The organism is Bacillus sp. BC08, assembly GCF_054326875.1.
The window spans coordinates 151,181-178,104 of record NZ_JBTGPA010000035.1; the positions used below are offsets into that span (position 1 = coordinate 151,181).

General features: G+C 37.6%; 28 protein-coding genes. 21 read left to right on the forward strand and 7 right to left on the reverse strand.

The features are described 5' to 3' along the window. The first annotated feature begins 10 nt into the window (after positions 1 to 10). The gene (locus ACXVYO_RS18820; protein WP_071722473.1) at positions 11 to 796 is read left to right on the forward strand and encodes a glucose 1-dehydrogenase; all 786 of its coding nucleotides are present in this window, start codon (positions 11 to 13) and stop codon (positions 794 to 796) included. Between the two features lie 73 nt (positions 797 to 869). Here ACXVYO_RS18820 and ACXVYO_RS18825 read toward each other — a convergent pair whose 3' ends face one another. After that, positions 870 to 1,364 carry a CarD family transcriptional regulator gene (locus ACXVYO_RS18825; protein WP_001998466.1) on the reverse strand — a complete coding sequence of 165 codons (495 nt, stop codon included), beginning with the start codon at positions 1,362 to 1,364 and terminating at the stop codon, positions 870 to 872. A gap of 256 nt (positions 1,365 to 1,620) precedes the next feature. Between ACXVYO_RS18825 and ACXVYO_RS18830 the strand changes: the two genes are divergently transcribed. Further along, positions 1,621 to 1,857, forward strand: coding sequence for a DUF2553 family protein (locus ACXVYO_RS18830; RefSeq protein WP_000533797.1), 237 nt, complete (start codon positions 1,621 to 1,623; stop codon positions 1,855 to 1,857). Between the two features lies 1 nt (position 1,858). Next, positions 1,859 to 2,041 (forward strand): sporulation protein Cse60, encoded by a 183-nt coding sequence (locus tag ACXVYO_RS18835; protein ID WP_000621751.1) that lies wholly within the window; start codon positions 1,859 to 1,861, stop codon positions 2,039 to 2,041. A 34-nt stretch (positions 2,042 to 2,075) separates the two neighbouring features. Here ACXVYO_RS18835 and ACXVYO_RS18840 read toward each other — a convergent pair whose 3' ends face one another. Further along, entirely contained in the window at positions 2,076 to 2,303 is a 228-nt protein-coding gene (locus ACXVYO_RS18840; protein ID WP_033659785.1) for a DUF3973 domain-containing protein, read from the reverse strand. Between the two features lie 425 nt (positions 2,304 to 2,728). Here ACXVYO_RS18840 and ACXVYO_RS18845 point away from each other — a divergent pair, with 425 nt between their 5' ends. Continuing rightward, complete coding sequence (locus ACXVYO_RS18845; RefSeq protein ID WP_458468185.1) at positions 2,729 to 3,160, forward strand: SRPBCC family protein; 432 nt, start codon at positions 2,729 to 2,731, stop codon at positions 3,158 to 3,160. Then, complete coding sequence (locus tag ACXVYO_RS18850) at positions 3,161 to 3,484, forward strand: ArsR/SmtB family transcription factor (RefSeq protein ID WP_000098837.1); 324 nt, start codon at positions 3,161 to 3,163, stop codon at positions 3,482 to 3,484. Between the two features lie 33 nt (positions 3,485 to 3,517). Here the strand turns inward: ACXVYO_RS18850 and ACXVYO_RS18855 are convergent, their stop codons facing one another. Both ACXVYO_RS18855 and ACXVYO_RS18860 read right to left on the reverse strand, forming a co-directional pair. Next, entirely contained in the window at positions 3,518 to 4,954 is a 1,437-nt protein-coding gene (locus ACXVYO_RS18855) for an MDR family MFS transporter (RefSeq protein ID WP_458468186.1), read from the reverse strand. 192 nt (positions 4,955 to 5,146) lie between these two features. Further along, positions 5,147 to 6,418: an NAD(P)/FAD-dependent oxidoreductase gene (locus ACXVYO_RS18860; RefSeq protein ID WP_458468187.1), complete on the reverse strand. Its 1,272-nt coding sequence runs from the start codon at positions 6,416 to 6,418 to the stop codon at positions 5,147 to 5,149. Between the two features lie 298 nt (positions 6,419 to 6,716). Between ACXVYO_RS18860 and ACXVYO_RS18865 the strand changes: the two genes are divergently transcribed. Both ACXVYO_RS18865 and ACXVYO_RS18870 read left to right on the forward strand, forming a co-directional pair. Next, positions 6,717 to 8,369 carry a putative polysaccharide biosynthesis protein gene (locus tag ACXVYO_RS18865; RefSeq protein ID WP_242241045.1) on the forward strand — a complete coding sequence of 551 codons (1,653 nt, stop codon included), beginning with the start codon at positions 6,717 to 6,719 and terminating at the stop codon, positions 8,367 to 8,369. A gap of 41 nt (positions 8,370 to 8,410) precedes the next feature. Further along, entirely contained in the window at positions 8,411 to 9,139 is a 729-nt protein-coding gene (locus ACXVYO_RS18870) for a pseudouridine synthase (protein WP_071722484.1), read from the forward strand. 82 nt (positions 9,140 to 9,221) lie between these two features. Here the strand turns inward: ACXVYO_RS18870 and ACXVYO_RS18875 are convergent, their stop codons facing one another. Further along, positions 9,222 to 9,443, reverse strand: coding sequence for a DeoR family transcriptional regulator (locus ACXVYO_RS18875; RefSeq protein WP_000805512.1), 222 nt, complete (start codon positions 9,441 to 9,443; stop codon positions 9,222 to 9,224). A 357-nt stretch (positions 9,444 to 9,800) separates the two neighbouring features. On the opposite strand from ACXVYO_RS18875, the gene pepV reads away from it, so the two are divergent. The 4 genes from pepV to ACXVYO_RS18895 all read left to right on the forward strand — a co-directional run bounded on the left by pepV (position 9,801) and on the right by ACXVYO_RS18895 (position 15,279). Beyond that, positions 9,801 to 11,207: a dipeptidase PepV gene (gene pepV / locus ACXVYO_RS18880; protein ID WP_458468188.1), complete on the forward strand. Its 1,407-nt coding sequence runs from the start codon at positions 9,801 to 9,803 to the stop codon at positions 11,205 to 11,207. 221 nt (positions 11,208 to 11,428) lie between these two features. Beyond that, the gene (thpR, locus tag ACXVYO_RS18885; protein ID WP_458468189.1) at positions 11,429 to 11,974 is read left to right on the forward strand and encodes an RNA 2',3'-cyclic phosphodiesterase; all 546 of its coding nucleotides are present in this window, start codon (positions 11,429 to 11,431) and stop codon (positions 11,972 to 11,974) included. 138 nt (positions 11,975 to 12,112) lie between these two features. Continuing rightward, positions 12,113 to 14,254, forward strand: a complete 2,142-nt coding sequence (gene pulA / locus ACXVYO_RS18890) for a type I pullulanase (protein WP_458468190.1) — start codon at positions 12,113 to 12,115, stop codon at positions 14,252 to 14,254. A 227-nt stretch (positions 14,255 to 14,481) separates the two neighbouring features. Further along, positions 14,482 to 15,279, forward strand: a complete 798-nt coding sequence (locus ACXVYO_RS18895) for a phosphotransferase family protein (protein ID WP_002073294.1) — start codon at positions 14,482 to 14,484, stop codon at positions 15,277 to 15,279. A 3-nt stretch (positions 15,280 to 15,282) separates the two neighbouring features. On the opposite strand, the gene ACXVYO_RS18900 is transcribed toward ACXVYO_RS18895, so the two are convergent. After that, positions 15,283 to 15,561: a YtzH-like family protein gene (locus ACXVYO_RS18900; RefSeq protein WP_097906247.1), complete on the reverse strand. Its 279-nt coding sequence runs from the start codon at positions 15,559 to 15,561 to the stop codon at positions 15,283 to 15,285. A gap of 232 nt (positions 15,562 to 15,793) precedes the next feature. Between ACXVYO_RS18900 and trmB the strand changes: the two genes are divergently transcribed. Together trmB and ACXVYO_RS18910 are read left to right on the forward strand one after the other, a co-directional pair. Continuing rightward, positions 15,794 to 16,447, forward strand: a complete 654-nt coding sequence (trmB, locus tag ACXVYO_RS18905) for a tRNA (guanosine(46)-N7)-methyltransferase TrmB (protein ID WP_001239381.1) — start codon at positions 15,794 to 15,796, stop codon at positions 16,445 to 16,447. A 69-nt stretch (positions 16,448 to 16,516) separates the two neighbouring features. Then, positions 16,517 to 17,371 carry a YtnP family quorum-quenching lactonase gene (locus ACXVYO_RS18910; protein ID WP_458468191.1) on the forward strand — a complete coding sequence of 285 codons (855 nt, stop codon included), beginning with the start codon at positions 16,517 to 16,519 and terminating at the stop codon, positions 17,369 to 17,371. A 134-nt stretch (positions 17,372 to 17,505) separates the two neighbouring features. On the opposite strand, the gene ACXVYO_RS18915 is transcribed toward ACXVYO_RS18910, so the two are convergent. Then, entirely contained in the window at positions 17,506 to 17,817 is a 312-nt protein-coding gene (locus tag ACXVYO_RS18915; RefSeq protein ID WP_000118541.1) for a PepSY domain-containing protein, read from the reverse strand. Positions 17,818 to 17,965: 148 nt separating this feature from the next. Here ACXVYO_RS18915 and ACXVYO_RS18920 point away from each other — a divergent pair, with 148 nt between their 5' ends. The 8 genes from ACXVYO_RS18920 (at position 17,966) to ACXVYO_RS18955 (ending at position 26,866) form a co-directional block, all read left to right on the forward strand. Then, on the forward strand, positions 17,966 to 19,039 hold the full coding sequence (locus ACXVYO_RS18920; protein ID WP_458468192.1) for a M42 family metallopeptidase: 1,074 nt from the start codon (positions 17,966 to 17,968) through the stop codon (positions 19,037 to 19,039). Between the two features lie 133 nt (positions 19,040 to 19,172). Beyond that, entirely contained in the window at positions 19,173 to 19,682 is a 510-nt protein-coding gene (locus ACXVYO_RS18925; RefSeq protein ID WP_458468193.1) for a DUF84 family protein, read from the forward strand. 83 nt (positions 19,683 to 19,765) lie between these two features. Then, a complete protein-coding gene (locus ACXVYO_RS18930; protein ID WP_000838193.1) occupies positions 19,766 to 20,080 on the forward strand; it encodes a thioredoxin family protein in 315 nt (104 codons plus the stop codon). A gap of 79 nt (positions 20,081 to 20,159) precedes the next feature. Continuing rightward, on the forward strand, positions 20,160 to 20,972 hold the full coding sequence (locus ACXVYO_RS18935) for a DUF1444 domain-containing protein (RefSeq protein WP_458468194.1): 813 nt from the start codon (positions 20,160 to 20,162) through the stop codon (positions 20,970 to 20,972). After that, positions 20,969 to 21,583 carry a YtpR family tRNA-binding protein gene (gene ytpR, locus ACXVYO_RS18940; RefSeq protein ID WP_001006763.1) on the forward strand — a complete coding sequence of 205 codons (615 nt, stop codon included), beginning with the start codon at positions 20,969 to 20,971 and terminating at the stop codon, positions 21,581 to 21,583. Before ACXVYO_RS18935 ends, ytpR begins: the two co-directional genes overlap by 4 nt. Before the next feature lie 195 nt (positions 21,584 to 21,778). Then, entirely contained in the window at positions 21,779 to 22,123 is a 345-nt protein-coding gene (locus ACXVYO_RS18945) for a thiamine transporter (protein WP_458468195.1), read from the forward strand. Positions 22,124 to 22,163: 40 nt separating this feature from the next. Next, complete coding sequence (locus ACXVYO_RS18950; RefSeq protein ID WP_458468196.1) at positions 22,164 to 23,120, forward strand: N-acetylmuramoyl-L-alanine amidase; 957 nt, start codon at positions 22,164 to 22,166, stop codon at positions 23,118 to 23,120. Positions 23,121 to 23,275: 155 nt separating this feature from the next. Beyond that, positions 23,276 to 26,866, forward strand: coding sequence for a DNA translocase FtsK (locus ACXVYO_RS18955; protein WP_458468197.1), 3,591 nt, complete (start codon positions 23,276 to 23,278; stop codon positions 26,864 to 26,866). Positions 26,867 to 26,924: the final 58 nt, after the last annotated feature.

Sequence of the window (26,924 nt, forward strand, 5' to 3'; positions counted from 1 at the left end):
AGGTATGGAAATGTATAGTGATTTAGCAGGGAAAGTTGTCGTTATTACAGGATCAGCAACTGGTCTTGGAAGAGCGATGGGGGTAAGGTTTGCTAAGGAGAAAGCGAGAGTAGTGATTAATTATCGCTCACGAGAATCAGAAGCGCATGATGTATTAGAAGAAATTAAAAAAGTAGGCGGAGAAGCGATTGCTGTAAAAGGTGATGTCACGAATGAATCTGATGTTGTGAATCTCATTCAATCTGCTGTGAAAGAGTTTGGTACGCTTGACGTTATGATAAATAATGCAGGGATAGAAAATGCGGTACCATCGCATGAAATGCCGCTCGAAGATTGGAATAAAGTAATCAATACCAATTTAACAGGTGCCTTTTTAGGGAGCCGTGAAGCGATTAAATATTTTGTAGAACATGATATTAAAGGGTCTGTCATTAATATGTCTAGTGTTCATGAGAAAATTCCGTGGCCGCTATTTGTGCACTATGCGGCCAGTAAGGGCGGCATTAAACTGATGACAGAAACGTTAGCATTAGAATATGCACCAAAAGGCATTCGTGTAAACAATATTGGACCAGGTGCAATAAATACGCCAATTAATGCAGAGAAGTTTGCTGATCCTAAAAAACGTGCTGATGTGGAAAGTATGATACCGATGGGCTACATCGGAAAACCGGAAGAAATTGCAGCAGTTGCAACGTGGCTCGCTTCTTCAGAGGCCAGTTACGTAACTGGAATTACGTTATTTGCAGATGGTGGAATGACGTTATATCCATCGTTTCAAGCAGGACGTGGGTAATAGAAAAGGACAAAGAGTTTTTGCTCTTTGTCCTTTTTTGTGCAAAAAAAAATAGCGGTCGGCTATTTTAAATTTAATGATTAATTGTATCTTGAAGATATTCTGTTGCTTGATGTTCAGAAACATTTTGCACGAGTGCAACTTCGCTAATCATCATTTTTCGGGCATTATCTAACATTTGTTTTTCGCTCGCATTTAAAGCTCTCTCTTTATTGCGGCGAAGTAAATCGCGAACAACTTCTGCACTATCTTGCAGATTGCCGTTTTTCATTTTTTCCATATTCATTGTATATCTTTGTTTCCAGGAAAGTGATGTATCTGATTCCCCGTTTTGAAATTCAAGAAGTATATCATCTAACGTACCTTTATCTACGATATAACGAATACCTGATTTTTGTAATTGATCCATAGGAAGCATTACTTGCATATCTTTACTAATGATACGTATCACACAATATTGACGTATTGTTCCTAATATTTCTTTCTCTTCAATGGCTTCGATGACCCCTGCGCCGTTCATTGGATAAACGATTTTATCACCAATTTGAAACAAATCATCCACCTCCATATGTGGTAACCACCTTTAATGATAACATAAGTGAATAAAAATGTCAAATTTTATATAATACCATAATAATTATATATGAGTCAATAAGTAAAAACTCTTTTTTTATATATATTTTTTTGCTCTTACTTATCTATGATTTTTTTAGAAAAATAGTACAGGTGAGGAAGGGAGGCATATCCACTTATTTTTAAGCATAAAATGTAAAATCGCTAATACAATATACCTAAATCCGTTCTTTGCAAAGGAGGGAGAGAAGGTGGGGCGCACAATAAAAATTGATATTACAAATAAAGTTGTAGCTAAATTTAGACCAGATTGTTTGGAATTATATACGAGTAAATTTATGATAGGTAAGTTTTATGTCTATACTGAAGGTAAACAATATGTGTTAGAAGACGGATATATATATGAAGACGGAAAATTTTATCGCATCATAGATACGCACCGTGGCAATAATCAAGCGGCGGAGGGCTGCGATCTAGGATGGTGTTAACATGATTCGTGTGAAAGTGTTTGATGAAAGTCACGAAAAAGACTTAGAAGACGCTGTAAATGTTTTTTTGAAAAAGATTGATGATAGTAACTTTGTAGATATTAAGTACCAAGTTGGTGTTTCCATTAACGATGATGAGAACCAAATTTATTGTTTTTCAGCAATGATCGTTTATAAAGCATAAAAAAGAGCTGGGTGAGCCAGCTCTTTTTTATGCTTTATGTTGGGACAACATGTGTCGGTAATACGTTCATAATGGATTGGGGTGTACCTAATTTCTTTGTCGTTAAAAGAGGCTCCCCTGTTTCATGGTTTTGGGCATCTGTACACATACCAAGGTGATAACGATCACCTAAAAATGGATCAATATAAAAACCGTTTTTGAATACTTTATCATTCGGATGTTTTTCATGATGAATATCAGAGCAGTTAATGCAATAGAACATAGTTGTCATCCCCTTTTTATTTTTGTTTGAAAAAAGTGAGTCGGTAGTCATTTCGCTCCTAAGGAAATGTTGAGGAGAAGAGAAATAACTACCTACTCAAATGGTGGGCATATTCCTTCTGATTTTTCATATCTCGCGTAGTGTCCCTGAGGGAAGGAGGAGAGACGAAATACGCATGATATAAGCAAGGCTCTTCTTTCAAGATGAATGATGGAGTTTCATGTTAAGAGAAGTTTTTATTTTTTGTTGCCTTTGTGAGTATATTATGAAGGAATGCTGAGAGGGTGTTTGTCCTGTTGAAAAAATGTTGAGAATTTCTCAACATTAAAAAAAGAATTAGCGTTGACATGAAACTAAAAGGTGTTATATTATCTAAATGTAACCGAAAGGTGTTATATTTGAGCGCCGAATAAAGGAGAATGAAAATGGAACAACAAAATACATTAAATGATATTAAACAAACGATCGTTTTCAACGCGTCTATTCAAAAAGTATGGAATGTAGTATCAACTGCAGATGGAATTGCATCATGGTTTATGCCAAATGATTTCGAATTAGAGGTAGGACATGAATTTCATGTACAATCACCATTTGGGCCATCACCATGTAAAGTGTTAGAAATTGATGAGCCAAATCATCTATCTTTCTCATGGGATACAGATGGCTGGATCGTTTCATTTAATTTGAAAGACCTAGGAGATAATAAAACAGAATTTACGTTAATTCACGGCGGCTGGAAACATCCTGATGAAATTCTTCCGAAAGCAAATGCGAAGAGCTCTATTATTCGCGATAGAATGAGTGGAGGCTGGGTAGCGATTGTAAATGAAAAACTGAAAAAGGTTGTCGAAGGCTAAGTGTCCTCATCGGCAGCGAAGTATGATGTATTTCAAGCAATTGCTGACCCAACCCGCCGCGAAGTAATACGGTTATTAAGTGACAAAGAGTTACCGATTTCCAAAATAACGGATCATTTTCCGATGAGTCGTACTGCGGTTGTAAAGCACCTTCATATTCTTTCAGAAGCGAATTTAGTAAGCGGAAGAAAAAGTGGAAGAGAGAAGATATATCGTTTGCATCCAGAACCACTAGAGGAATTACAACAATGGCTCTCGTATTATGAGCGTTTTTGGGATAATAAATTGTCCATGCTGAAACATATTGTGGAGAATGAAGAATAATAAAAAGGATGACCATTTTGGTCATCCTTTTTATTATTGCTCACTTGTTTGAGTAGCTGGTTTTAATAAAATCCAAGCGATAATTAGTGTGAATACTGCTAATACGAAAGTACTCATATAAATGACGTGTACACTTGATGCTAATGCCTCTTGCGATTCGGTTGCTACATTTGCTGTAGTTCCCCCGTGTCCGCCAGATACAAGATCAAGGTTTTTAATACCGCGTGCGTGAATCATCGTATTGAAGATTGTTCCAAAGATTGCAGCACCTAACGTTTGACTAAATGTATTAATAAATGTGTTTAAACCAACGGCTGTTCCACGTGTATGAGCTGGTACGGCTGCTTGAATTGTTACCATGTAAATCGGTGTCACAAGCCCCATTCCTAAGCCGAATAATCCGACTGCTACATAAATAAGGAACGAAGGTGAATGTGTTGATAATGTAAATAATAAGAACGTAGCGACTGATAAAATGCTAGCTCCAAGTAAAATGATTTGTTTCGTTTTTAATTTGCCTACTAAGTTACCGGAGAAAATAGCGCCAAATGTCCACATAACAGGGATTGGCATTAAAATAAGTCCAGCTTCAGTCGCATTTTTTCCTAATACACCTTGGCTCCAAATTGGAAGGTACATTGTAATACTAATGATCATTGCGCCAGCAATAAGCGTTAATATGTTTATCGTAGATAATGTACGATTAGAGAAAAGTGCTAGCGGAATTAATGGTTCCGGAGATTTTTTCTCGATGAATAAGAAAATAATGAATGAAACGACGGCAAAGATTAATAGGCCGATAATTGTAATGTCTCCCCAGTTTTGCTTACTGCTGCCTGTTAATAATGCGTATAGTAGAGCAATCGTACTTAATGAGAAGACTGTTGCACCAAGATAATCGATATGGTGTTTAGCGGGCTTAATAGATTCTTTGTAGTAAATGGCAATCATTAAGCAAGCGATAATTCCGAATGGAACGTTTAAGAAGAAAATATAACGCCAAGAAAGAGAATCAACTAAAAATCCGCCGACTAACGGTCCGATAACACCAGATACGCCCCAAACGGCACTCATCCAGCCTTGTGCTTTCGCGCGGTCTTTCGCTTCGCTATATAAGTCTCCAATAATCGTCATTGTGATCGGCATAACAGCACCAGCACCAATACCTTGAAGAGCGCGGAAGAAGATTAATTGTTCCATCGATGTAACGACTCCGCAAAGTGCAGAACCAATTAAGAAGATTGTAGCTCCGATAAGTAAAACTTTTTTACGGCCGAATAAATCAGCGAGCTTTCCGTATATTGGAGTCGAAACAGCTGTTGCAAGCATATAAATTGCATATACCCAACTAACAAGTTCGACGCCTGACAAATCACTCGTTATACGAGGGATTGCTGTACTAACAATCGTTCCTTCTACTGCAGAAAGAAACGTCATTAGCATTAAAGACATCATGACTTTTTTTCTCATATGTTTTCCCCTTACCCTTTTTCAAATATTCAACAATATAAAATATAAAGGTACTAAGGTATATAAAGCAACAAAAAAGCAATGGGAAGTTTGGGGGAGCGTATATTTGTCGCTAAATCGATATATTTGAGGAATCGCTGATATAATTTCATGTACCTATAAAAAAAGAAACAGGAATCCCTGTTTCTTTTTTTAATATTGCATTTTTGCGTTTTCTCCAGCCGTTGTTCCGGCAATTCGACCAGTAACGAGAGCAGATGTAATGTTATAGCCGCCAGTATAACCGTGGATATCAAGAACTTCTCCGCAGAAATATACGCCGTTCGTGAATTTAGAAGACATTTCTTTCGGATTAATTTCTTTCACGGATACACCGCCGCCAGTAACGAATGCTTTTTCAATTGACTGCGTACCATTTACATTCACAGTAAATTCTTTAAAGTCTTTCACAAGTGCACGAATCTTTTCGTGAGAAACTTGTCCAGCTTGTTCGCTACCGTCAATTTCATTTTTTTCTAATAAGAATAGGAAGTAACGTTCAGGTACATAACCTTTTAAAACGTTTTTAATTCCTTTTTTCGGATCTTCTTTCATTTGTTTCAGCATGCGTTGGAATAGTTGCTCACTATTTTCCTCTGGCAATGCATCGATACTCATTTGAACCGTATTCGTTTTAAACTTTTTCAGTGCTTTCACGACGAATTGACTACAGCGAAGAGCAGCAGGACCAGATAGGCCGAAATGAGTGAAGAGCATGTCCATTTTATGAGAAATGATAGCTTTTCCTTTCGGATTTAATACGCTTAAGTTTACATCGCGTAAAGCAAGACCTTGTAAGGAACGATCACGAATAAATGGTTCGTTTGAAAGGATCGGTACTTCTGTTGGGAATAATTCTGTAATAGTATGTCCAGCCTTTTCAGCCCAAGCGTATCCGTCTCCAGTAGAACCAGTTTGAGGAACAGATTTTCCGCCAACAGCGATAACGACGTGATTCGTTTCTAACACTTCACCAGTTTGTAGTACGACTGCTTTCGTTTGACCATTCTCATATTCAATCGTTTCGACAGGTGTATTCGTACGGATTTTTACACCTAAGTCTCTTAATCGTGTTAAAAGTGCATCTACTACTGATTGTGCTTTATTTGAGACAGGGAACATGCGACCATGATCCTCTTCTTTCAGCTTTACACCGAGATTTTCGAAGAATGTAATAATATCTTCATTATTGAAAATAGAAAAAGCGCTGTATAAGAAGCGGCCATTTCCTGGTATATGTTTAACAATCTCATCAAGTGGTAGACGGTTCGTTACGTTACAACGGCCACCACCAGAAATCGCAAGTTTACGTCCTAGTTTATTTCCTTTATCAAGAAGTAAGACATTTGCGCCTTCTTCTGCAGCACCGATTGCAGCCATTAGCCCAGAAGGCCCGCCGCCGATGACAATAACATCATAATGCATAATATATCGACCTCATTTTCTACATTTCCTGCCTAAAAGAATAGCATGTTTTCCCTTAAAAGAAAAATAGAGTGAAGTACTGCTTAAGGAGAGAATTGTGGTACAATACAAAAGTTAGAGTTCAGCACTATCCTGCCATTTGTGGGCCATAAGACGAAAACCTTATGATGTAAGAGAAATAAAAAGGGGATTTGATAGCCCGTAAATGCTCGAATAGTTCAACTAATAAAGAGTAGGGAGTGAACACCTTCCCTGCAAATTATAGTTTCACTTTATGTAGATGTAGGAGGATTTTTGTATGTCCGATTCGAAATTTCTGCGCGGAACGCTTATTGTTACGTTAGGGACATTTTTAGTAAAGTTCTTAGGCATGATTTACGTCTTTCCGTTTCATGCATTAGTAGGTACAGAAGGCGGAACGCTCTATACATATGGATACATTCCATATACGATCTTTTTAAGTATTGCAACGGCAGGAGTGCCGCTTGCTGTTTCCAAATTTGTTTCCAAATATAATGCGCTTGGCGATTATAAAACGAGCCGGAGAATGTTCCGCTCGGGAATGGTTATGATGATAGTAACTGGAGTTCTTTCGTTCCTAGTTCTATATATGTCGGCGCCATTGTTTGCAGAAGCAATGCTTGGTAAACAAAGTATACACAGTAATGTAGAAGAAGTTACGACGATTATTCGTCTTGTAAGTTTTGCACTTATTGTTGTACCAGCAGCGAGTTTAATTCGTGGTTATTTCCAAGGTCACCAATCTATGGGACCGACTACTGTTTCGCAAATTATTGAACAAATTATTCGTATCGTCTTTTTATTAGCGGGTAGTTTTATCGTTATTAAAGTACTTGGCGGTACAGTTGCAACAGCAGTTGGGGTAGCAACATTTGCTGCATTCGTTTCAGCAGTTGGAGCACTCGGCGTATTGATTTGGTACTGGTTAAAACGTAAAAAACATTTGGATCAATATTTAATTGAACAAACTGTACCAGAATCGACAGTGAGTACCGTTCAATTATTTAAAGAATTATTTGCATATGCGATTCCTTACGTTGTAATTGGGTTAACAATTCCTTTATATCAACAAATTGATACATTGACATTTAACTCAATTATGCAAGCGATTGGCCAAGGTGATATCGCAGAGCGAGCACTTGGTATTTTCACAATGTGGACGCATAAATTAATTATGATTCCTGTATCACTTGCAACAGCGTTTAGTTTAACGCTTGTACCAGCGATTACAAAATCATTTACTGAAAAACAATACCGTTATTTAAAGTTACAAATTACACAAACATTCCAGGCAAATATGTTCTTAACATTGCCAGCAGTTGTTGGTATTTCAACACTTGCATATCCAATCTATACTGCGTTCTATGACTCAGATCCATTAGGTGGACAAGTGTTAATGTGGTATGCACCGGTTGCGTTGTTATTCGCTTTATTTACAGTAACAGCAGCAATTCTGCAAGGAATCAATCAACAAAAACATGCGATTGTCGCACTTATTATGGGTGTTATTTTGAAATTTGTATGTAACGTAATCTTTATTCGTTATTTCGGTACAGTTGGAGCGATTTTAGCAACAGCAGTCGGATTCTTAGCTTCCGTATGGTATACGAATAGACAAATCAAAAAACATGTACACTATTCATTTGGTGTTGTATATAAGAGAACATTCCAAATTGCAGTATTAACACTTGTAATGGTCATTGCTGTAAAGTTATCACAATGGATTCTGTCCTTCATGATTTCGCCTGATGGACGAATTGGTGCTCTTATTACCGTTGTGGTTTGTGCAGGTATTGGTGGTCTTGTGTACGGATTGTTAGCAATTCGCACAGGAGTACTGGAAAGAGTATTTGGCGGAGAAGCGTTAGAGAAAATTCAACGTAAACTTGGCAATAGATTTAAAATAAAGTTGAAATCAAAAGGGGCGTAATTACGTCCCCTTTTCTATGATAAAAAAAGAAGGTGAAAAGCGTGAGATTAGATAAATTATTAGCGAATATGGGATACGGAAGTAGAAAAGAAGTAAAGAAATTATTGAAAGACGGCGTTGTGAAAATTGATGGAACGCCAGTGAAAGATGCAAAGGTTCATGTGAATGTAGAAGAGCAAGAAGTTATGATTCATGGTGAAGTTGTGGAATATAAAGAGTTTGTTTACTTAATGATGCATAAACCACAAGGCGTTATTTCAGCGACAGAAGATGATAATCATGAAACAGTAATAGATTTATTAGAATTAGAAGATGCAATCTTTGATCCGTTCCCAGTTGGAAGACTTGATATTGATACGGAAGGTTTCTTATTGATAACAAATGACGGGAAGTTATCACATCAATTGTTATCTCCGAAAAAGCATGTGCCGAAAAAATATTATGCACACGTTGCAGGGGTCGTAACAGAAGAGGATGTAAAAGAGTTTGCTAAAGGTGTTATTTTAGATGATGGCTATGAAACAAAGCCAGGTGCACTTACAATATTAAAAAGCGATGAAATTTCTGAAATTGAGCTTGTCATTACAGAAGGAAAGTTCCATCAAGTAAAGCGTATGTTTGAAGCGGTAGGGAAAAAAGTAGTCTACCTAAAGAGAACAGAGATGGGACCGTTAGTATTAGATGCAGAGTTAGAACTTGGAGAATACCGAGAGCTATCAGATGAAGAAGTAGAAATGTTAAAAACATATCAAGTAGATACTGAGAAATAGTGCTGTTTTTCGGCGCAGAAAAGACCCCTTTCTAATGAGTTAGAAAGGGGTATGTATTTATTTACATACAATTATTTTTTCATTATGAGGTCATTCTCACTTTCTTTCCTGTTGTTGTCCACTTACCGCGGCAAGGGCTATACACGAGTTCATTAAACTGCAACACATTTAGATCACGTTGTATCGTTCGCGGTGTGATCCCGAACTCATCTACAAGGTCTTTCGTCGTTACCGTTCCGTTTTCATTGATGTACATATAAATTGATTTAATGCGTGTTAGCATACGAGTAGTTGTAGGTTTCAAGAGAAAACCACTCCTCTACTAGTTTTTTTGACCCCATTCAGGAAAGAAGGTCGTTACTACCATTGTACTCTACATGATAAAATTCATGCTTTAATCTACTTAAATTTTACAGAAATTTAACAAATATTCATATAGAAAAATATTGGTAGTTGACATTGTATATATGGTCAGTCAACTAACACATAAAATTCTACGTAAAACGCCAAATTCCTGCAAATTTTTTTGAAAAAATAAAAGAAAAACTAATGAGAAATATCTGAAATATTATAATTGTTCGGTATTTGATTTTCGTGTATGGCATAAGAGATTTCGGTTTGTTATGATGAAAGAAAGAATATAGTGAAGGATGGATGCGTGATGTCAGCAATTAATTGGACAGAAGAAGTTGCAAAACGAAAAGACGATTTAATTCGTGATACACAACAATTTTTACAAATTAAAAGTGTATGGGAAGAAGAATCGGCGAAAGAGGGCGCACCATTCGGTGAAGGTGTAGAAAAAGCTTTATCTTTCATGTTACATAAAGGGGAAACTGAAGGTTTTACTTCTAAAAATTTAGAAGGATATGCAGGTCATCTTGAAATGGGACAAGGGGAAGATTTAGTAGGTATTCTTTGTCACGTTGACGTTGTACCAGAAGGAGATGGCTGGACGACTCCTGCATATAGTGCAGATATTCGCGATGGAAAGATTTTTGCACGTGGTGCAATTGACGATAAAGGTCCAACGATGGCAGCTTATTATGCGATGAAAATTGTGAAAGAATTAGGTTTACCTCTTTCAAAACGTGTTCGTATGATTTTAGGAACAGATGAGGAAAGCAATTGGAAATGTGTAGATCACTACTTTAAAAACGAAGAAATGCCAACAATTGGTTTTGCGCCAGACGCGGATTTTCCAATTATTAATGCAGAAAAAGGAATTTCTGATATACAAGTTGTGCAAAATGGTAGTGAAGGGAAGAAAAGTACATATGAACTTGTTTCGTTTGAGTCAGGTCGTCGTTTAAATATGGTTCCTGATTTTGCAGAAGCAATTATTACAGGAGAAGATGTAAATGCACTTACAGTAGCATATGAAGAGTACTTACAAACTGCTAAAAAAATAGGTGAAGCAATTGTAGAAGGTAATACGGTGACGTTGCAAATTAAAGGGATTTCAGCTCACGGATCTACTCCAGAGAAGGGCGAGAATGCAGGTTTATTACTGGCAAACTTCTTAACGAAAGTCGCTCTTGATGGAAAAGGAGCTTCGTTTGCAACATTTGCAACAGAAACATTTACTGGTGATATTTATGGTGAAAAGGCTACTATCGCTTATAAAGATGAAGTTAGCGGTCCGTTAACTGTGAATGTTGGTCGTCTTTCTTATACGAAAGAAAATGGTGGTAATTTAGGGTTAAATGTACGTTATCCAGTTACGACTAACTTTGAAGAGATGATTGCGAAGTTAAAAGAATACGTTGGTACTCATGGATTTGAAGTAGCGGACTATTCGAACTCTCGCCCGCATCACGTTGATAAAGACCACGTATTAATTCGTACGTTACAGCGCGTATACGAAGAACAAACAGGTGAAAAAGCAGAACTATTAGCAATTGGCGGTGGTACTTACGCACGTTCATTGAAAGCTGGTGTTGCATTTGGTCCGCTATTCCCTGGAAAAGAAGAACTTGCGCATCAAAAAGACGAGTACATTGAAATTGAAGACTTATTAAAAGCGACAGCAATTTATGCGCAAGCAATTCATGAATTAGCGAAGTAATAGATATATATAAATAATAAGAGGCCGTCCCGATACATATTTTGGGACGGTTTTCTGTTACGTATCGTTTGTTGTTAAGATGATATTCCTTGTCGAAACGTCGATATAATTTCATTTCGTATTGCAATCTTAACTTGGCTAGACTGTTAGGGAAGTTTGATTCTTTTTCATTGAATGAGATACGAAAGAAAAGCAACAATAGAAAGAAGGAGAAGATGTACATGGAGCCGCATTATTTTGTCGCAATCACTTTACCAAATCATATAAAAGAAGTGCTGTCTAACTATAAAGAGGAAATGCAGGGAGAATTACCATTTCGTTCATGGGTACATAAAGAAGACTATCATATCACCCTTTCATTTTTAGGAAGTGCGACAGAGGAACAAGTAGATGGAATACAGAATGGATTACAAACACTTACGGAAACGAAAGAACTATCGTTCACATTACAAGGATTTTCAACATTCGGTATGGAAGATAGGCCGCGTATTTTTTGGTCGAAGGTAAGTGAGAATCACGATTTGTTCCAGTTACAAAAGCAAGTACACGCTATTTGTGAAGGGAATGGATTTTCTTTAGAAACGCGCCCATATCATCCGCATATTACTGTTGCTCGTAAATGGGTAGGAGAAGAGAAGTTTGATTTAGAACATATAAAGGAAGTGCCAGAAATATCATTTCAAGCGGATACAATTACTTTATACGAATCTCACGTGAAGGAGACACCGAAGTATAAAGCGATTGCTGAAATAAAATTACAAAAATAGAATGTATGAAAACGTTTTTTATACAGGTGAATATACTATAAAGAATAATGTGTTACTGTATAGAGCTTTGCTGATAAGAAAAGCCTTATCATTTGCAGCTCGTTTCATTTTAACTTTAAGAATGATGGTGATTTTTTTATGTTGAAAGTAAAACGTCCATTTGATGCCTATTTAGATGAAATGAATAAAATTACAATTTTGCTCCCACATGCGTATGGAACAAGTCGGACATTTCGTTTGCAAGAAGGAAGTAACGTGAAAGATTTACCGATTGCTCATACAATTGCGCTTCCGGATGCAACGAAGTATGAGTGCTTTATAGAAGAGCCGCTAGATGTGGGGAAGTATTATACAGTACGAGATGAACGGAATGAAGAAACAGATTTACAAATAGGTGCTGTCATAAGAACAGCGATTTTCGATGAAAAGTATTATTACGAAGGTACCGATTTAGGGGCTGTGTATCAAAAAGAAGCAACGACATTTAAAGTATGGGCTCCAACTGCGAGGCTTGCGAAAGTAAGGATTTATAAAAGTGATAAAGAATATACCGATCATGAAATGTACAGAGGAGAAAATGGAGTTTGGACTCATACATTACAAGGCGATTTAGCTGGAGCAAAGTATACATTTCTTGTTTGTATTAATTTAATATGGAATGAAGCGGTGGACCCTTACGTAAAGTCAGTGACTGTAAATGGGAAATACGGCGTTGTTATCGATTTAGAAAAAACAAATGTAACAAAGCAGGAGCAATTACCACCATTACAGGCGATGACAGATGTCATATTGTATGAACTGCATATTCGTGATGCTACTATTCATCAGGGCAGCGGAGTGAGTAAAAAAGGAACATATAAGGGGCTAATGGAAGAAGGAACAACAGGTCGAAATGGGACGTTAACAGGCTTGTCTCATATAAAAGATTTGGGTGTTACACATGTTGAATTATTACCTTTATATTGTTTCGGTGGTGTAGATGAGGCGAATCCTTCCTCTGCATATAATTGGGGTTACAATCCATTATATTACAATGCACCAACAGGATATTATGCTACAGACCTCTCTGATCCGTATAACAGGATAGTAGAGTGTAAACAGTTGATCGAAACATTTCATGAGCATGGCATTAGGGTGATTGTAGATGTTGTATATAATCATGTGTATGAAAGAGAGCTATCATCATTTGAAAAGCTTGTCCCAGGATATTATTTTCGGCATGGTGAAGATGGCATGCCTTCTAATGGGACGGGAGTCGGGAATGATATAGCATCTGAACGGAAAATGATGAGGAAATTCATTGTAGAGTCTATTTTATATTGGCTTACTGAATACAATGTTGACGGATTCCGATTCGACTTAATGGGGATTTTAGATGTCGATACGATGAATATAATAGAAAAAGAAGTACGAAACATAAAGCGAGATGCTTTGTTATTAGGAGAAGGGTGGGATCTACAAACACCACTTCCTGCCGAAGAGAAAGCAACGTTAAATAATGCAAAGAAAATGCCGTATATTGCGCAATTTAATGATCAATTTCGTGATGGAATAAAAGGGAGTACCTTTCATATAAATAAACGTGGTTTTGCATTTGGTGGGCATGTAGACTGTAATCATTTGCAGTATATAGCATCAGGAAGCCTTTTGAGTATGAAAGAAACAGGTTTGTTTTTAGAGCCTGTGCAAAGCATTAACTATGTAGAATGTCATGACAATATGACGATGTGGGATAAACTAATGCGCAGTAATGAAGAGCCAGAAGAGATTTTGAAAAAACGTCACCTTCTAGCGAGCGCAATGGTGATTCTTTCGCAAGGCATTCCTTTCTTACATGCTGGGCAAGAGTTTTATCGTACGAAGCAAGGAAATGAAAATAGTTATAATGCAAATGATGAAATTAATCAATTAGATTGGGATCAAAAAGAGAAAGAGATAGAGACCGTTAACTATATAAAAGGTTTAATTGCGATTCGTAAAGAGCATGGAGCATTCCGATTACAAAACGCAGATCTTATAAAAAAGCACATGACTTTTCTGCAAACATCTCCAGAAGTACTTGCATATCACTTAGAGCATGCAGAATCGTTTGGACCGTGGAAAGAGATTATAGTTTTATTTAATAGCGGTTTAGAAGCTAAAACGGTGCAACTTCCGAAAGAAGAAACGTGGCATGTGTTAGTAAACGAAAAGCAAGCGAAAATAGAGCCAATTTCTTCATTTAGAGGAAAGGAACTTAGGCTCGCTCCAATTAGCACGTATATATTGACGATAATGTGACAAATCGCTACTTGACGATGAGAATGTAATAAATGTAGAATTGACAAAGGTGACGATTTTGAGAAGTTGTCATTCTATGACTGGTTTTGTAAAATAAAATAGAGAGTTTTTGGCTTATGCCAAGTTTTCTTTTCATTTACATTAAAATATATGAATCCACAACATGTGTAGAAATGTTGCGGTTTTTCTTTTCATAACTATAAAAGATAAGGATTTGTTAACGGGTAATGAATATGGAATGGTTGGAACAATTATTAGGAAAAGAGTGGAGTCTTGTACCGGCTGGTGGAGTAACGGGCGATGCATATATTGCGCAAAACGGACAACAGAAGTTATTTTTAAAGCGGAATACATCGCCCTTTTTAGCGGTATTGTCAGCAGAAGGAATTGTTCCAAAATTACTTTGGACAAGAAGGGTAACGAACGGTGATGTAATTTCTGCTCAAAAATGGCTTCCGGGACAGAAGCTAGAGCCAGAGGATATGAAACTAGAACGTGTTGCAAAACTTTTGAAGAAAATACACTCCTCTAAAGCGCTTGTACAGATGATTCAAAGACTTGGGAAGCAGCCGCTTCACGCACAAGAGTTATTACAACAATTGCAACTTGTTTTAAGAGGAGATATAAGGGATGATGAAGCAATTCAGCAAGGCCTTCAATATTTAATGGATTCATTAAAAGATATTGAACACAATGAATTCGTTGTATGCCATTGTGATGTAAACCATAACAACTGGCTATTGTCGGATGAAGATGAGCTGTTTTTAATTGATTGGGATGGAGCTGTAATTGCTGACCCAGCTCTAGATCTCGGTATGTTATTATATTGGTACATTCCGCGCCACGAATGGAGCGAGTGGCTCGAATATTATGATATTGAAATGGATGAATCGCTGCTTAGGCGTATGAGGTGGTATGTAATAGCACAAACGATTTTGTCTATTCAATGGCACACAACAAAAAAGCAGCAAGCAGAAGCTGAATATTGGCATCAATATTTACAGCAACTACTTGCTTCAGAGTAATACTTAAGAAAAATTGTCCATTCCAGCAATCCACTGAGTAAGTTGTTCTTGATTATTGGAAATGTGGTTGTCCAAATTAGAGGAAGATTTACCCGATTGACTATAAGAATATACATCGTTTAGCATTGCTTTAGCGTCACTATTTATACTATCGTTTGCGAGTAACGATTGAATGAGACGCTCTAATTGCTCGCATTCAGAAACTGTCCCGCAACAATCACTTTGGTGATTGACTAAAATATCTTTCAGCACTTCTAATTGATGTTGTTGATTAATTGGCATGAACGGATCATCCTTTCGATTGTTTTTCTCTTCTTAGAAATGTAAGAGAAAAAGCTGTTTCGTCATGGAATGTTTAATGCTGTATGTAGTTTTTATCAAAATGGTACATCTTATACTTGAAAGAAACGGACCGAGTGCTCGTACGTACTTGGTTTTTTATTTGGTAGATTGATTAAAACAGAAAGAAGGAATTATTCCTTTAAAATAGCTATGTAAAGAGAGGGAAACATCTATGCGTTTAAGACATAAACCATATGCAATGGATCGAATTAATGAGTATTCACATATCGTAATCGGAAACCCAGAGGAGCGCGCTGGTAATTGGAAAGAAGTATTTGGAAATGAACAACCAATTCATATTGAAGTAGGTACAGGTCGTGGCCGCTTTATGTATGATATGGCAAAAGCAAATCCGCATATTAATTATATTGGAATTGAAAAATTCACAAGTGTTGTTGTAGATGCACTTGATAAATTAATTGAAGAAGAATTACCGAACTTAAAGTTAATTAATAAAGATGCTGAAGATTTAACAGTTTTCTTTGCAAAAGGTGAGATTGATCGCGTTTATTTAAACTTCTCAGATCCATGGCCAAAGAAACGTCATACGAAGCGTCGTTTAACGTATAAAACGTTTTTACGCAATTATGAAGAAGTGTTAGTAGAAGGCGGAGAAATCCATTTCAAAACAGATAACCAAGGTTTATTTGAATACTCTCTAATGAGTATGGCTGAGTATGGTATGTTATTAACTTACCTTAGCCTAGATCTTCATAATAGTGATTATGAAGGTAATATCATGACTGAATACGAAGAGAAATTCTCTAGTAAAGGTCATCGTATTTACCGAGTGGAAGCGAAATATCGTACAGAGCCTATGCAGTAATGCATAGGTTTTTTGCAGCTAAAATAATCAGAAATTTATGTTAATATTAATTTGAAAGGGGGATGTGTAATGGAGCAGTTACAAGTTGGAGATATAAAAGTGACGTGGCTAAAAGGTGGGAACACACATTTAGACGGGGGAGCAATGTTTGGCGTTGTACCGAAAGTGCTTTGGTCACGCAAGTATAAACATAATGATACAAATCATATTTATTTACGAACAGATCCGTTACTTTTGCAAACGAAAGACGGAAATATGCTCATTGATTCTGGAATAGGAAACGGTAAATTGAATGAGAAGATGAAGCGAAATCAAGGTGTAACAGAAGAATCATCGGTGTATGAATCATTAGAAAAACTAGGATTAAAGCCTGAAGATATCCACTACGTTTTAATGACACACCTTCATTTTGATCATGCATCTGGTTTAACAAAATGGGAAGGTGATCACCTTGTACCGGCGTTTCCGAATGCGAAAATTTACGTAAGCGAGACAGAATGGAATGAAATGAGGAACCCAAATATTAGATCACGCAATACATATTGGAAGGAAAATTGGGAGCCAATTGTAGATCAAGTTATTACGTTCCAACAAGAACTAGAAATTACAGATGAAATAAAAATAGCGCATACAGGCGGTCATAGTGATGGACATGCAGTTATTGCTTTAGAAAGCAAAGGTGAAACGATGCTTCATTTAGCAGACTTATTGCCGACGCACGCCCATCAAAATGTACTATGGGTAATGGCATACGATGATTATCCGATGACATCAATTGAAAATAAGCAAAAGTGGATGAAATACGGCGATGAAAACAATGCTTGGTTTACGTTTTATCATGACGCGTATTACCGTGCAGTAAAGTGGAATGAGGAAGGGCATATCGTAGAAAAAATAGAACGAAAAACGAGTATAGAAGCATAAAAAGAGGAGGTTGTTCCAGCAGTCTGTTGGGGCAGCCTTTTTATTATTGGCTTTTTTGGTCGGTAAATCGATATAATTTCAATTACTATCCATAATTAAAAAATAAGAGGTTCACCTAATGGGAACCCTCCTTTTTATGCTGCTATAACCTCTAAAACAGTACCTGTTTTAGCATCAACTAAAAATTCAAATCGTTCTTGTATATCATCTAACATCGTTGTAAGACCGCCGCGATAAACTTCATATGCGACATCATATTTTTCAAATGTCTCTGGAACCATATGTACCCAAGAGCCAGTAATTTCACCTTTATGACTTAATGCTTGTTTCACCATTTTCAATGCTTTTTCTGAAGAAATATGGGATTGTTCTTGGACTTTGTTTGCAACAAGATAACCAGCTGCAAATCCAACGCCAAGACCTGCTACTAAACCTTTCCAGCTCATATATTCACCTCAATTCTATAAAATAAAAATAGTGTACCAATAATAATTATAAAGCAAATACAGCTAAAAAAGAAGAAACTAGAAACATTTCGAAAATTTCGTTACAATAAAAGAGGTATTCTACTAAGGTTTGAAAGAAGGGGACTTCGTGAATAAAGAGACATTACAATTATTTCGTACGTTAACAGAATTACAAGGTGCATCAGGTTTCGAACATGATGTACGCCGTTTTATGAAGCAAGAATTAAGCAAATATGCGGATGAAATTGTACAAGACGGTTTAGGTAGCGTATTTGGTCTGAAAAAAGGGGACGAAACTGGCCCACGTGTTCTTGTAGCAGGTCATATGGATGAAGTAGGTTTCATGGTTACGCAAATTACGAAAAACGGAATGCTTCGTTTTCAAACGTTAGGCGGCTGGTGGAGCCAAGTTCTATTAGCACAGCGTGTACAAGTTATGACGAAGAATGGTCCTGTTATTGGGGTTGTTGGTTCTATTCCTCCTCATTTATTAAGTGACGCGCAACGTGCAAAACCGATGGATATAAAAAATATGTTAATTGATATAGGTGCAGACAGCTATGACGATGCGATTAAAATTGGTATAAAACCAGGACAACAAATCGTGCCAATCTGCCCGTTTACGCCGATGGCAAACGAAAAGAAAATTATGGCGAAAGCTTGGGACAACCGTTACGGATGTGGCCTTGCAATCGAATTACTAAAAGAATTAAAAGACGAAACATTACCAAACACATTATATTCTGGCGCGACTGTACAAGAAGAAGTTGGTCTTCGCGGTGCGCAAACTGCTGCAAATATGATTCAACCAGACATTTTCTATGCGCTTGATGCAAGCCCAGCAAATGATGCATCTGGTGACAAAACGCAGTTCGGTCAATTAGGAAAAGGTGCTCTTCTTCGTATTTACGACCGTACGATGGTAACACATAGAGGAATGCGTGAGTTCATTTTAGATACAGCAGAAACACACAACATTCCGTACCAATACTTTATTTCACAAGGTGGTACAGATGCGGGCCGTGTACATACAAGTAACTCAGGTATCCCATCAGCAGTAATTGGTGTTTGCGCGCGCTACATTCATACACATGCTTCTATTTTACATGTTGATGATTATGCAGCAGCGAAAGAGTTAATTACGAAGCTTGTAAGAGCAACGGATAAAACGACGCTAGAGACAATTAAGAATAACGCGTAGAGAGGAAGAAGGGCTGAAGAGCCTTTCTTTTTTTAGATGGGAGAGCTCCCATCGATGTGTGGTGGCGATGCTCCCATATATAAAGAACAATTTGATTAAGGTAAAATGATGGAATTTTATAGAGGTGAACGAAATGAAAGTAGTAGTTGGATCGAAGAATAAAACGAAAGTTGGAGCTGTGGAGAAGGTTTGGAATGATGTTGAAATTACATCTCTTTCTGTTCCTTCAGGAGTAGCGAACCAGCCGTTTTCAGATGAAGAGACGATGCAAGGAGCGGTTAATAGAGCGAAGCGAGCGCTGCAAGAAGGAGAAGCTCAAATTGGTATTGGGCTAGAAGGCGGCGTAATGAAAACAGATCACGGTTTATTTATGTGTAACTGGGGCGCGCTAGCAACAAGTGGTGGGAAAACATTTGTTGCTGGCGGGGCACGTATTAAGTTACCAGATGATTTTTTAGCACCTCTTGAAGATGGCAAAGAGTTAAGTGAAGTGATGGAAGAGTTTGTACAGAGAAAAGATATTCGCAGTCACGAAGGTGCGATTGGTATTTTTACAGATGATTATGTCGACCGTACGGAATTATTTGTACACGTTGTGAAGTTACTTGTTGGGCAATATAAGTATGACGAAAAGCAAGCATAAACCTTGCACCATGCGCGATGTATGGTAGTATAAAAGAAAGATTATAACATGAAAAAATGCACTCGTTAGAGGAGGAAATATAGATGAAATCATTAGAAAGTATGGAGCAATTCCAACAATTAAAAAATGAAGAGAATGTAGTCTTTATGTTCTCAGCAGAATGGTGCCCAGACTGCCGTTTTGTAGACCCATTTATGCCAGAAGTAGAAGAGAAATATAGTGATTTCTCATTTTACTATGTAGATCGTGATGAGTTTATTGATCTATGCGTAAAATTAGACGTATTTGGCATTCCGAGCTTTGTAGCGTACAATAAAGGTGAAGAAACAGGTCGCTATGTAAACAAAGACCGTAAAACACAAGAACAAATCGAAGAGTTCATTGAAGGTTTAAAATAAGGCAATTTGCCAATTGAATTGTAAAACAACCTCTACCTTCGCGGGGGAGGTTATTTTTTTGGAAGGGAGGAAAAAAGAGATGAAGATGACAAGTAAAAAGATGAAAGACGAGTTAATGAAGAAATTATCTCGCCCGGAATGGGACTTTCAGTATGATAGTGAGAAAGAAGTTCTACGTATAGAACAGAAAGACTCGAAAAAAGGTATTAACGTATCGCTTCCAGGAGTTGTGGCAAAATGGGAAGTGAATAAAGAAAAGGCGATTGAAGAGGTTGCCTATTACGTACAAGAAGCGTTAATTGCGATGCATAAAGAAGAAAATAGCGCGGCGAAAATTTTACCTGTTATTCGCTCTACTTCTTTCCCGAAACAAGCAGAAGAAGGAAATCCGTTTATTATGACGGATCATACGGCGGAAACACGTATTTATTATGCGCTAGATTCGAATAAAACATATCGTCTCATTGATGAGAGTCTATTACAAAAATTAGGACTTACAGAGCAACAAGTGCGTGAAATGGCATTATTCAACGCTCGCTCATTAGGTTATGAATTTAAACAAGACACAGTAGCAGGGAATACATTCTACTTTTTAAACACGAATGATGGGTATGATGCGACTCGTATTTTAAATGAATCGTTACTACAATCGATGCGTGAAAAGATTTCTGGTGACATGGTTGTTGCTGTTCCTCACCAAGATGTATTAATTATTGCTGATATCGTCAACGAAATCGGTTATGATATTATTGCACAAATGACAATGAAATTTTTTGCCGAAGGGCATGTTCCGATTACATCACTTTCATTCGTATATGAAGATGGGGACTTTGAACCAATCTTTATTTTAGCGAAGAATCGGAAGAAGACAGATGGAAAAGAGAAAGGATGAACGAAGTGAACGTTTTTTACAACCTTGAAGGAATTGGTGACACTCTAATTGTTGCCTTACAAGATATTACTTTAGAGAACCGTACTTTTGATCGCAAAGGAGATGTTGCACGCGTATATGATCGTGAAAGCAACGAAACAGCAGGATTCAACATCTTTAATGCATCTTCTTACTTAGAAGTAAAAGAAACAGGTAACCTAACGTTAACGAAAGAACTTGTAGAACAAATCAACGGAATTTTAGCGAAGAACGGCTTTGAAGAAACAGTAGAAGCAGATCTTTCTCCAAAATTTGTTGTAGGTTATGTAGCTGAAAAAGAGAAGCATCCAAATGCTGATAAGTTAAACATTTGTAAAGTAGAAATCGGTACAGAAACATTACAAATCGTATGTGGCGCACCGAACGTTGATGCAGGACAAAAAGTTGTCGTTGCAAAAATCGGCGCTGTAATGCCAAGCGGTATGTTAATTAAACCAGCTGAACTTCGCGGTGTTCCTTCTTCTGGAATGATTTGCTCAGCACGTGAATTAGAGCTTCCAGATGCTCCACAAGAAAAAGGTATTCTTGTATTAGAAGATAGCTTTGAAGTTGGACAAGAGTTCAAATTTTAATTGATGTAAGAAAAGAGAGGTTGTCCTTTTGGATAACCTCTCTTTTCTATTGAATCGTTGATATATTGTGAGTTGTGATAGATATATGTAGAAAATCGTTCATATTCATAAGGATGTCACCTTTTTTCTTAAAATCTATATTGTGTTTTATAAACAAAATAGTTAAAATTTAGAAAAATAGAAGGGGATAGACGTATGACACAACAACTAAAAATCGCAGAACTTCTGAAACGAATTGAAACTTCAAAACAACAAGATATCGAGTTAGGTTCCTATGAAATATATTTGTTTAGTGAAAATGAATTAGAAAAAGGACAAATCGGTTATCGATATGATAAACATAAAAATTCATTAATAAGTGAAGAACATGGAAAATGGAAAGAAGAATGGATTGTTATCGGATATGAAACAGATATGGGGGATCCGGTTTTCGTAAATGTAGTTGATGATGCTTATCTAGTTTATACAGCAGAGCGTGGTACAGAAACGTGGCAACCCGTTCATATCGGAAATATGGATGAGATTATAAAACAATTATAAGAAAAACTTTGAGACCGGTGCAAAGTGATGGGAGAAAAACATGAAGTATATAAAAATAATGAGCATGATTGCATTCATTGGAATATATATGGGTGGTTGTTCGCAAGAAGAGCCGGAAAAAGAAGTAACATCTTCTATGCAGGAAACAAACAAAGATAACAAGGAAGACGCACCGGTAGAAAAGCAGCAAGAAGAACAAGAAAAGAACGAAGAACCGCAAGCAGTTCAAACGAATGAGCAAGTGGAGCATAAGCAGGAGAAAGTGCCGGCCGAGGAAAAGAAAGAAGAAGCTACGCCAGTGCAGCCCGCCGAGCAACCGCTGCAAAATAATGAACAAAAAGTAGAGAGTAATGAAAAACGAGGAAAGTTTCTCGTTGTTATTGATCCAGGACATCAACAAAAAGCGAATTTAAATTTAGAGCCGATTGGACCAGGAGCAACGACGCAAAAATATAAAGTGACAGATGGTACAACTGGTGTTGTGACGAAAAAAAGAGAGGCTGTTCTCGTATTAGAAATGGCCTTCCTATTAAAAGAAAAGTTAGAAGCAAAGGGAATACAAGTATTAATGACGAGAACGTCACAAGATGTGGATATAAGTAATAAAGAACGCGCGACATTTGCAAATGATCATAAGGCAAATTTGTTTTTACGTCTTCATGCAGATGGTTCTGAAAATCCGAATCAAAGTGGATTTGCTGTATTAACACCGGCAGAAGGAAGTCCGTATACGAAAGAGATTTATGCTGAAAGTCTTCAAATCTCTCAAACGATTGTAAATAAAATGAGAGAGAATCAGCAAGTGAAAGTGAATGGAATTAAATTCAGGGATGATCTTTCTGGATTTAATTGGTCCAAAGTACCTGGTGTACTATTAGAACTCGGGTTTATGTCAAATCCTGAAGAAGATAAAAAATTATCGGACTCGCAGTATGTAAATTCTTTATTGCAAAGTGTAACGGATAGTGTAGAGGAATATCGGAAGAGTAAAGCTTAAACGCAGTCTTATATGTAAGGGTGCGTTTTTCTATATGAAAATACTTGTAAATTAGAATGTTATGGATAAATATGACATGCTTAATTTTACCTGCACTTTTTGCCGAATGCTGATACAATAAAGGATGTTACTATTTAGTAGAAAGAGTGGTAAGCATGTTAGATTGGATGAAAAAGCTGTTTAACAAAGAGGAAGAACAAACAGCGATGAATAAAGAAGTGTTAAAGCAAGTTGAAAGTCAGCCGAAAATTCCTCGTGTAAACCACTACACTGAAGCAAGAGAAGCACAAATGGCAAGTAGGAATGCAGGTAAATGCCGTTTTCCATTAGTACCGGATAATGGGTTCGATGAAGAGGATGTTATAGAAACAGGGCATTTTGAAGAACAACCTGTTCAAGCTGTAACATATGAAGATCAGCCTACTCAAAGAGGAATCAAAGTGGAAAGAAGTAGACGACAGTATGTGGAGAAGGTAGTTTCTACATATGAAGAGCCGGAAATGCAATATGAACCGGAGCGAGAGCCTGTCGTAAAGAAAGCATCTGTACCTACGCAAGAAAGTAACCGTAGACCATTTCGTCCAACAGAAATGATTTCGCCAATTTACGGATATAATCGTCCTTCAGTAGAGAAAAAGGTAGAAAAGCAGGAGGAAGAAAAGGAAAGAGAAGACCTTGAAATATCTGTAGAGGGCAAATCAGTCGTTGATGCATGGTTAGAGAAAAAAGGATATGCATTATCTGATTTCTCAGAAGGAAAAGCAACGAATTCTTCCAGTCATGAAGGAGTTGATCAGCGAGATCAACAAAATAAAAAGGAAGAAAAGTCAGTTGTCGATCAATGGCTAGAGAAAAACGGTTATGAAATTGAACGCCAAGAACCTATAGTAGAAGAAAAAGAAGTGGTTCAAGAAATTAGTGCACCGCAGGAAGTTCCAGCAGCTGAATTACTTCAGCAAGAAAGTGATGTAGTGGCCCGAAACATTCTACAAGCGGAATTAGTAGATTCTAAAGTAGAGCACGAGGATACAATATTAACAGAAGAAATTAAACGTAATACAGAAATAGAACAACCTACTATTGAAGTAGAAAAGCAAGCTCCAGAAGAATCAGTGATTGTTAAAGCAGAAGAGAAACTTGAAGAAACAATCATTGTGGAAATACCAGAAGAAGTGGAAGTAATTGCGGAAGCAGAAGAGTCAGAAGAAGTGGAAGTAATTGCAGAAGCGGAAGAGTCAGAAGAAGTAGAAGTAATTGCAGAAACAGAAGTACCAGAAGAAGCGGAAGTAATTGCGGAAGCAGAAGAGTCAGAAGAAGTGGAAGTAATTGCGGAAGCAGAAGAGTCAGAAGAAGTGGAAGTAATTGCGGAAGCAGAAGAGTCAGAAGAAGTGGAAGTAATTGCGGAAACAGAAGAGCCAGAAGAAGTAGAAGTAATTGCAGAAACAGAAGAGCCAGAAGAAGTGGAAGTAGTTGCAGAAGCGGAAGAGTCAGAAGAAGTGGAAGTAATTGCAGAAGCAGAAGCGCAACCTGTAGAACTTGAGGAAACGCAGCAAGAAATATTGTTAGATGAAGCAATTGAACAAAAGAATGGGTTCATGCATGTTGCTGAGGCTGATGAACAAACGCAGAAAAATGTTCAAAGCTTTGCGGATGTTTTAATTGCGGAAGAACAACAAGTTGTAGAAGAAGCACTGATTACAGAAGAGCAGCCAGTTGTTGCTGAGGCACCGATTATAGAAGAAGCACCGATTGCAGAAGAGCAGCTTGTTGTTGCTGAGGCACCGGTTGTAGAAGAAGCACTGATTGTAGAAGAGCAGCTAGTTGTCGCTGAGGCACCGGTTGTAGAAGAAGCACTGATTGCAGAAGAGCAGCCAGTTGTTGCTGGGGCACCGATTGTAGAAGAGCAGCCAGTTGTAGAAGAAGCACCGATTGCAGCAGAACAACAAGTTTTAGAAGAAGCACTGGTCGCAGAAGAACAACCAGTTGTCCAAAAAGAAGAACCAAAACGTGAGAAGAAGCGTCATGTCCCATTTAATGTTGTTATGTTGAAACAAGATAGAACACGATTAATGGAAAGACATGCGGCTAGAACAAATGCAATGCAATCTTCTATGAGTGAACGAGTAGAGAATAAGCCTGTACAACAAGTGGAAGAAACACCAATGCAGCAAGTAGTGGTAGAACCACAAGTGGAAGAAAAGCCAGTGCAACAAGTAGTGGTAGAGCAAGTACAAAAGCCAATTTCAAGTACGGAAGTACAAGAGAAAGCATATGTTGTAAATCAAAGAGAGAACGATATGCGAAATGTATTGCAAACACCACCGACATATGCAATTCCACCATTAACATTGCTATCGATTCCGCAGCAAGCGGCGTTGGATAATACGCAATGGTTGGATGAACAGAAGGAATTATTAGATACAACGTTTAATAATTTCCATGTTGGTGCACATGTTATTAACGTATCGCAAGGTCCAGCAGTAACTCGTTTTGAAGTACAGCCAGACCCAGGTGTGAAAGTAAATAAAATTACAAATTTAAGTGATGATATTAAGTTAAGCTTAGCAGCGAAGGATATTCGTATTGAAGCACCGATTCCAGGGAAGAGTGCGATTGGAATCGAAGTTCCAAATAAAGAAAGTAAGCCAGTATTTCTTCGTGAAATTTTAAGAAGCCCTGTGTTTACAAAGAGCGAGTCACCGCTTACAGTTGCGCTAGGACTTGATATTTCAGGTGATCCAATTGTAACGGATATTCGAAAAATGCCACATGGACTTATTGCGGGTGCAACGGGTTCTGGTAAAAGTGTGTGTATTAACGCAATTTTAACGAGCATTTTATATAAAGCGAAACCGCATGAAGTGAAGTTAATGTTAATCGATCCGAAGATGGTTGAGCTTGCACCATACAATTCTGTTCCGCATCTTGTAGCACCTGTTATTACGGATGTAAAAGCAGCGACAGCTGCATTAAAGTGGGCAGTTGAAGAAATGGAGCGCCGTTATGAATTGTTTGCGCATGCAGGGGCTCGTGATTTAACTCGTTACAATACGATTGTAAGTGGGCGAGAAATTCCGGGAGAGACATTACCTTATATCGTTATTGTCATTGACGAGTTAGCCGACTTAATGATGGTAGCACCTGGTGATGTTGAGGAAGCGATTTGTCGTATTGCGCAAAAAGCACGTGCTTGTGGTATTCATTTATTAGTAGCGACACAGCGTCCGTCTGTAGATGTTATTACAGGTTTAATTAAGTCAAACATTCCAACGCGTATTGCGTTTACTGTATCATCTCAAGTTGATTCGCGTACGATTATCGATATTGGTGGCGCGGAGAAATTACTTGGCCGTGGTGATATGTTATTCTTAGGGAACGGTACATCTAAGCCTGTTCGTGTACAAGGTGTATATGTATCGGATGATGAGATTGAAAAGACAGTTGATCATGTGAAAAAGCAAATGAAACCGAACTACTTATTTAAGCAAGAGGATTTATTAGCGAAAACAGAACAGGCTGAGTCAGAAGACGAATTGTTCTTTGAAGCATGTCAATTTGTTGTAGAACAAGGGGGAGCGTCCACATCTTCTGTACAGCGAAAATTCCGCATCGGTTATAATCGCGCGGCACGTCTCATTGAAGAGATGGAATCGCAAGGAATTATTTCTGAGGCAAGAGGAACGAAGCCAAGAGATGTCCTTATTTCTGAGGATGAATTCGCTGCTATGCAGGAAACAAATGTATAGTAAACGGTTTTGCTGTATACTAAGAGAAAATGTTGGATAGTAAAGTAGGGAGTAAAGC